The sequence below is a fragment of the Rhodococcus sp. ENV425 genome (genome assembly GCF_002887785.1).
Lineage (GTDB): Bacteria > Actinomycetota > Actinomycetes > Mycobacteriales > Mycobacteriaceae > Rhodococcus > Rhodococcus aetherivorans.
Map to the genome: position 1 here is coordinate 33,856 of NZ_PCZU01000311.1, position 7,759 is coordinate 41,614.

4 protein-coding genes are annotated in these 7,759 nt (G+C 73.4%); 3 read left to right on the forward strand and 1 reads right to left on the reverse strand.

The window, feature by feature from the left end; translation table 11 throughout:
• Nucleotides 1-3: 3 nt before the first annotated feature.
• The 3 genes from rsmI (at nucleotide 4) to CQZ88_RS29335 (ending at nucleotide 6,659) form a co-directional block, all read left to right on the forward strand.
• Entirely contained in the window at nucleotides 4-864 is an 861-nt protein-coding gene (gene rsmI / locus CQZ88_RS29325; protein ID WP_102800654.1) for a 16S rRNA (cytidine(1402)-2'-O)-methyltransferase, read from the forward strand.
• A 33-nt stretch (nucleotides 865-897) separates the two neighbouring features.
• The gene (locus CQZ88_RS29330) at nucleotides 898-2,292 is read left to right on the forward strand and encodes a sodium:alanine symporter family protein (RefSeq protein WP_006944928.1); all 1,395 of its coding nucleotides are present in this window, start codon (nucleotides 898-900) and stop codon (nucleotides 2,290-2,292) included.
• 386 nt (nucleotides 2,293-2,678) lie between these two features.
• A complete protein-coding gene (locus CQZ88_RS29335) occupies nucleotides 2,679-6,659 on the forward strand; it encodes an AAA family ATPase (RefSeq protein ID WP_102800655.1) in 3,981 nt (1,326 codons plus the stop codon).
• Here CQZ88_RS29335 and CQZ88_RS29340 read toward each other — a convergent pair.
• A partial coding sequence (locus CQZ88_RS29340; protein WP_102800656.1) for an aminodeoxychorismate synthase component I occupies nucleotides 6,598-7,759 on the reverse strand: 1,162 nt, incomplete at its 5' end. The genes CQZ88_RS29335 and CQZ88_RS29340 overlap by 62 nt on opposite strands.

The window sequence follows — 7,759 nt, forward strand, 5'->3', positions numbered from 1 at the left end:
CGCATGCAGGCAGACAATCCGGGACAGGGCCGGCTCGTGCTCGCCGCCACCCCCATGGGCGACATCGGCGACGCCTCGAAACGGCTCTGCGACGCGCTCGGCAGCGCCGACGTCGTCGCGGCCGAGGACACCCGTCGTACCAGGGCGCTCGCCGCCGCGCTGGGGGTCACCGTCACCGGACGGGTGGTCAGCTTCTACGACCAGGTGGAGGCCGCCCGGACGCCGGCGTTGGTCGCCGACGTCGAGGCCGGCAAGACGGTGCTGCTGGTCACCGACGCCGGCATGCCGTCCGTCAGCGACCCCGGCTACCGCCTGGTGTCGGCGTGCGTCGCGGCCGGGCTGCCCGTCACGTGCCTGCCCGGCCCGTCCGCGGTGACCACCGCACTCGCGCTGTCCGCGCTGCCGGTCGAGCGGTTCTGCTTCGAAGGCTTCCCACCGCGCAAGGTCGGCGCCCGTCGCGCCTGGCTGCAGACCCTCGCCGCCGAGCCGCGCGCGGTGGTGTTCTTCGAGGCCCCGCATCGCCTCGCCGCGTGCCTCGCCGACGCCGTCGACGTGCTCGGCGGGCAGCGGCGCGCCGCGGTGTGCCGGGAGCTGACCAAGACCTACGAGGAGGTGCGTCGCGGCACGCTCGCCGAGCTGGCGCAGTGGGCGGCCGACGGTGCGCGCGGCGAGATCACCGTCGTGCTCGAGGGCGCGTCGGCGCAGATCGCGGAGCCGGCCGAGCTGGTCGACGAGGTGGAACGGCTGGTGTCGGACGGAGTGCGGCTGAAGGACGCGTGCGCGCAGGTGGCGACGTCCGGGGTGTCCAAACGCGAGCTGTACGACGCGGTACTGGCCGCGCGGCAGGACGAGCCGTCGTCGTAGACTCTGCCCCTTACCGCGCAGCAGGAGGTACGGATGGAGTCGGTGAACGAATTCCTCGTCGAGGTCGCGTCGGTGGTGTGGGGGCCGTACTTGCTCATACCGCTGCTGCTGGGCACCGGCGTGATCCTGACGGTGCGGCTGCGGGGCGTGCAGTTCCGCAAGCTGTGGCCGGCCCTGCGGCTCGGGCTGATCATCCGCAAGGACCCGGACGCCACCGAGGGTGACATCTCCCAGTACCAGGCGCTGACGACCGCGCTGGCCGCCACCGTGGGCGTCGGCAACATCGCCGGTGTCGCCACTGCCATCTACTTCGGCGGCCCGGGCGCCCTGTTCTGGATGTGGGTCACCGGTCTCGTCGGCATGGCCAGCAAGTACTCGGAGGCGTTCCTCGGCGTCAAGTACCGCGTCACCGACGCCAAGGGCGAGCAGTCCGGCGGCCCGCAGTACTACCTGGCCCGCGCCATCCCCAACAAGTTCGGCCTGGCGCTGAGCCTGATGTTCGCGGTGTTCGCCGTACTCGCCAGCTTCGGCATCGGCAACATGACGCAGGCCAACACCGTCGCCACCCAGATGGACTCCACCTTCGGGGTGCCCACCTGGTTGTCCGGCATCGTCATGACGGTGCTCGCCGCCGCGGTGCTGCTCGGCGGCATCAAGTCCATCGGCAAGGTCACCGCCGGGTTCGTGCCCGCGATGATCCTGCTGTACGTCGGCGCCGGGATCATCGTCCTCGCGGTCAACATCACCGACATCCCGCAGGCGTTCGCCCTGGTGTTCTCCGACGCATTCACCGGAACCGCCGCGACCGGCGGCTTCATCGGCTCGGTGTTCATGATCGCCCTGCGCTACGGCGTGGCCCGCGGCATCTTCTCCAACGAGTCCGGCATGGGCAGCGCCGCAATCGCCGCCGCCGCGGCGCAGACCACCCATCCGGTGCGGCAGGGCCTCGTGTCGATGACCCAGACGTTCATCGACACGATCATCGTCGTGACCTTCACGGGCATGGTCATCATCACCACCGGCGCCTGGAAGTCCGGCGAGCAGGGCGCGGCGATGACCTCGCTCGCCTTCTCGGACGGCCTCGGCGGCGACTGGGGCAGCTGGATCGTCACGATCTCCGTGGTGTTCTTCGCCTTCTCGACGATCCTCGGGTGGTCGTACTACGGCGACCGCTGCGTCGAACGCCTCGTCGGCCGGGGCGGCGTCCTCCCGTACCGGGCGATCTTCGTGCTCGTCGTCTACGTCGGCGCCACCACCGAGCTCGAGGTGGTGTGGAACTTCTCCGATGTGATGAACGGGCTGATGGCACTGCCCAACCTGGTGGGCCTGCTCGTCCTCTCGGGTCTCATCGCCCGCGAGACGAAGGAGTACCTCGCCCGCGATCCGTACCTGCTCGGCGAGAAGGGCAGCAGCACGCCGGCCCGGTAGGCGCGGCCGGCCGTCGCTACGGCGCGGCCGAGGAGAGCGCGACGATCAGCAACACGGCGACGGCCACGATCAGGGCCGCGACCAACGTGGGCGGAACGCCGTTGACGATCCGGTCGACGAGCTTGTACACGATCCCTCGGTTCGGGTCGCGCGCTGCCTTCCCTCCGCCTCGGGCGGAACCACCCCTCGTCGGGTTCCGGCCGGTGCGGAGGTGCAGCGCGTCGCGGGGTCTTCCCGCTCGGGAACAACTCTGTCGGGTATATCCGGGGCGACCAACCGGTTCGCGTGCCGCTCGCGATATCATCCCAGGTCAGGGCTGGTGAGGAGTTTTTCCGCAGCGGACGATCCGGGCTCTCGAGGGGTGCGGAGCAGGGAGGATGCGGGAGATGGAACCGGCGGACGAGCGAACCGAGGCTGAGCCGCGGCAGGTGTTCGCCGACCAGCTCCGGATTCTGTTCGCGGCGGCGGGGCGTCCCGCACTCAAGAAGGTCTCCTCCGAGGCGGCGGCCGTCGCCCGCGCCGTGGGCAGCGATCGCACCGTGTCGGTGCAGCGGCTCAGCGACTGGCGATCCGGCGCCCGGGTGCCCGCCACCTTCGAGGCGATCCGTCCGGTCCTGGTCGTCCTGATCCGCGCCGCCCGGGCCCTGCACGCCCAGCCGCCGGCACCCGGCCTCTACTCGATAAAGCGGTGGGAACGGTGGTGGGAACTCGCCCGGGGACCAGCCGGGCGGGCCCGGGCGGAGACGTCCGAGGCGCCCGCCGCGACGCCGCCCACCGGTGTGCGGCCCTACCGGGGACTCGAGGCGTACCGCGAGCGCGACGCGCAGCTGTTCTTCGGCCGGAGCCGGAGTGTGCGCGAGCTCGTCGAGACCGTCGTCGCCGCCCACGGGCACGGCATCGTCGTGGTGACCGGCGCCTCCGGCGTCGGCAAGTCCTCGCTCGTGCAGGCCGGCCTCATCCCGGAACTGTGCCGCGACGGCCGCTGGCGGCCGGTGGTCCTGACTCCGGGGCGGCACCCCGTGGCGCAGCTCGTCGAGTGCATACCCGAACTCGCCGACATCTCGGACGCGGACGAGCCCTCCGCCGTCGCGCGGCTGCGCGCCGCCGCCGGCCGTCAGGGCAGCTCGGGCCTGCTGATCGTCGTCGACCAGATCGAGGAGCTGTTCACCCACTGCGAGGACCCGGCCGAACGCTCGGCGTTCCTGGCGCTCCTCGAGCGGGCCGCGACCGTGGGCGACGGCGACACCCCGATCGCGGTGGTGGCCACGCTGCGGTCGGACTTCTACGACCGGGCCGTGACGTATCCCGTGCTGGCGCGGGCGCTGGAGCGGCACAGCAAGACGGTCCAGCCCCTGACCCGCGACGATCTGGTGGAGGTGATCTCCGCACCGGCGCGGCTGCTCGGCCTGCGGTTCGAGCCGGGGCTGGTGGAGCTGATCCTGCACGACCTCGGCGTGCTGACCGCCGACGACGTCGGCGGGGCGGAGCTGCCGCTGCTGTCCCACCTGCTCGACGCCCTGTGGGAACGCCGGCGTGGCGGCCACCTGACCGTGGCCGGCTACGGTGCCACCGGCGGGGTGCGCGGATCGATCGCCGCCAGCGCGGAACGCGCGTGGGAGGAGCTCGACGCCCGTGGCCGCCGCCTCGCTCGCGCGATGCTCGTGCACCTGGTCTACGTGACCGACACCGGCACCGACGTGAAGATCCGGCGTCCGCTGGACCGGCTGCTCGCCGTCGCCGGAGACGACGTCGACGCGGGGCGCCGGGTGGTCGACCACTTCGTCACCGCTCGCGTCCTCGTCGTCGACGCCGGCAGCGTCGAGCTGCTGCACGACGCCGTGATCGACGCCTGGCCGCGCTTGAAGTCCTGGATCCAGGCGGACCGCTCGTACGCGGCGCTGTGCCAGCAGATCGAGGCGGACGCCGCCGGGTGGGTCGAGGGACGCCGGCACGCGGACCTGCTCTACCAGCGCGGCCGGATGGACCTCGTCGCCGAGCACGAGGCCGGGGACCTCGCGGGGCGGACGCGGCCCGTCGGCGTCGAGGCCGCGCTGAGCCCGACCGCGGTGGACTTCCTCCGGGAATCGCGGCGGCAGATCCGCCGGCGGACCCGCATCCGCAACGGCGCGATCGCCGCCCTCGTGCTGTCCACGATCGTCGCGGTGGTGATGGGGACGCTGGCCTGGGCCGGCAAGAACCGCGCGGAGGCCGAGCGCAGTGCCGCCCAGTTCCAGCAGGTCGTCGCGCTCGCCGACTCCATGCGCGAGAAGGACCCGTCGACCGCGGCCCAGCTGGCGCTCGCGGCGTGGCAGCTGAAGCCGGACAGCGAGGTCGCGTACTCGCGGCTCGTCGCGACCGAGCAGATGCCGCTGGCGCTGCCTCTCGAGGGCCACAGCGGTCCCGTCTACGGGGTGGCGATCGCGCCGGACGGCACGACCCTCGCCTCGGCCAGCGACGACGGCAGCGTTCGCTTGTGGGACCTGTCGGACCGGACCGCCCCGCGGCCGCTCGGAGCGCTGGTGTCGGGCGAGCCCGAGTATCTGGCATCGGTTTCGTTCAGCCCGGACGGCACCCTGCTCGCGGCGGGCGGGGCGACGGGCGCGGTGTGGATCTGGGACGTCACGGATCGCGACCGGCCCGTCGCCCTGCTCACCGCCGAGGTGCTCGTGCCGGAGGTCATCCACAACGTGCGGTTCAGCCCGGACGGCCGGTTGCTCGCCGTGCCGTACGACAACGGGTCGGTGGTGCTCGTCGACACGAGCGAACCCCGGACGCGGGGATTTCCCCGCACCGTCCTGCCCGCGCACGGGGCGGCCGTGCGGACCGTGGCGTTCCACCCCGGCGGCACCGTGCTGGCCACGTCGAGCGACGATCGCTCGGTGCGGTTGTGGGACCTGACCGACCAGGCCGCCGCGCCGCTCGGCGAGCCGCTGACCGGTTTCCGCGACGTGGCGCATTCCGTCGCGTTCGCTCCCGACGGCCGGACCCTCGCGGTCAGCAGCGACGACGGCGTCCTCACGCTGTTCGACACCGCCGAGCCCGGGGCGGTACGGCCGGCCGGCCCGCCCGTGCAGGCGCACACCGGTGGGGTGTGGACCGTGGCGTTCGCGCCCGACGGCCGCACCCTGGCGAGCGCATCGTGGGACGGGACCGCGAAGCTGTGGTCGATCGACCCGGCGACGCGAGCGGTCGACGAGATGCGGCCGGCCCTCGCCGGCAACGGCGGCGGCGTCCCGGCGCTCGCGTTCACCCCCGACGGTGCCGCGCTGGTCACCGGCGGTCACGACGGCACCATCCGGGTCTGGACGCTGCCGCGCGGACGCGTCCCGGTCGCGGATTCCGCCCTGACCCTCCCGGCGATCGACCGCACCGGCTCGCTTGTCGCGACCGGGGGCTACAACGCCACCGTGCCGCTGTGGCGGATCGGCCCCGACGGGCGCTGGTCGCCGCTCGGTGCCGTGAACCGCCCGCGACCGCTGGGGGGTGCGGTGACGACCGCCCTGTCTCCCTCCGCCAGCACACTGGCCACGGCCTCGACGACGGACGGCGAGATCCACCTGTGGGACGTCCGGGACCCCACCGTTCCGCGGCTCTGGGCGAACCCGATCGTCACCGAGACCCGGTTCACGTCCGAACTCGCATTCGGTCCCGACGGCACCACCCTCGTCACGGGAGACGACGACCACTCCCTCGTGCTGTGGGACGTGTCGGATCCGGCGCGTCCGGCGCCGTGGGGCGCCCCGCTCGGGGGCCCCACCAACCTGATCCGGGCGGCGGCGTTCGCGCCGGACGGCCGGCACCTGGTGGTGGCGAGCGCGGACGGCTCGCTCTACGCCTGGAACGTCGCCGATCCCGCGGCCCCGGTCCCGGTGCCGGTGTCGGACGGCCATGCCACCGGCGTCAACGCCCTCGCGTTCAGCGCCGACGGCAACGTCCTCGCCACCGGCGGCGACGACCACACGGTCCGCGTGTGGGACCGCGGACCCGACGGGTCGTTCACCGTCCGCCCCGAGGCGCTGCGCGGGCACACCGGCACCGTCTATTCGGTGTCGGTGACGCCGAACGGCCACGAGGTGGTCAGCGGCGGCGACGACGGCACGGTGCGCCTGTGGCACGTCGGCGACCCGGAGGACATGCACCCGGTGGGCGGCCCGATCACCGACGTCGGCGTCGGCCGGTGGCAGGTGGGCTTCCTGCCGGGCAGCAACGCCGTGATCGCGGCGGGTGGCGACGGGATGGTGCGCACGTGGGGCCTGGACGTCGAGTCGATCATCGCGCGGATCTGCGCGGCGACGACGGGCCGGATCACCGCATCGCTGCCGCAGTCCGATCTGCCGGTGGCCGGCCGGACGGTGTGCGGGGGCTGAGCGCCAGGATGCTGGCGGCCTTGTCGAGGCACTCCTGCCATTCGGCGTCCGGATCGGAATCGATGGTGATGCCACCGCCGACGCCGAGACCACACGACCCCGGCGTGCCCGCGTCCCCGCCGCCGAACTCGACGGTGCGGATCGCCACGTTGAGCTCCAGCCCGGCGAGCGGGCTGGCCATGCCCACGGTGCCGCAGTACACGCCCCGCGGCTGCGGCTCCCAGACCCGCAGGAACTCCCGCGCCCGGAGCTTGGGACAGCCGGTCACCGAGGCCGGCGGGAACGCGGCCCCGAGCAACCGCGCGGTGTCCACACCGGCCCGCAGCGTGGCCGCGACGGTGGACACCAGGTGCCAGACTCCGGGGGCCCGATGCACCCCGAGCAGATCCGGCACGGTGACGGTTCCGGTCTCGGCCACGCGTCCGAGGTCGTTGCGCACGAGGTCCACGATCATCACGTTCTCCGCGACGTCCTTGACGGACGCGCGCAGCCGGGCCGGATCCGCGCCGATCGGGAGCGTGCCCTTGATCGGGCTCGACGTCACCCGGTCGTCGTGGCGGGCGAGGAACAACTCCGGCGACAGCGACGCGACCGCCCCCCACCCGCCTGCGACGTAGGCGGCCCGGGCCGGCGCGGTGCGCTCGATCCCGTCGGCGAAGAAGTGCAGCGGGCTGCCCGACCAGGCGCCGGTGAAGCGAGTGCACACGCACGCCTGATAGACCTCGCCGGCCCGGATCGCGTCGAGGCACTGCCGCACGCCGCGGCGATGGGCGCCGCGGTCCGGCGCGGTCCAGTCGATATGCCACGGCGCCCGCCCGGAAGCCTCGGGCGCCTCGCGGACGGCGGCGGCGAGCCCGGCCGGGCACGGCGCGTCGGTGAGGCTCTCATACCACCAGCAGCCGTCGTGGTCGAGTCGCAGCACGGTGTCCGCCCACCCCCCGGCCGCGCGAGGCAACGCCGGGTGGGCGGGGGCTCGGTCCGGGTACGCCAGGTAGCCGATCCACCCCCCGCCGACGACCGGCCCGTCGTCGCGGGTGCGCAGGGACGGGCCCTCGCGCAGGACGAACGCGTCGGAAGGCGGGGTGGCGACGGCCTCGACG

Excerpts from the sequence above, each read along its gene's own strand:
- CQZ88_RS29330 (WP_006944928.1), top strand. The coding sequence starts at position 898 with ATGGAGTCGGTGAACGAATTCCTCGTCGAGGTCGCGTCGGTGGTGTGG.
- CQZ88_RS29335 (WP_102800655.1), top strand. The coding sequence starts at position 2,679 with ATGGAACCGGCGGACGAGCGAACCGAGGCTGAGCCGCGGCAGGTGTTC.
- rsmI (WP_102800654.1), top strand. The coding sequence starts at position 4 with ATGCAGGCAGACAATCCGGGACAGGGCCGGCTCGTGCTCGCCGCCACC.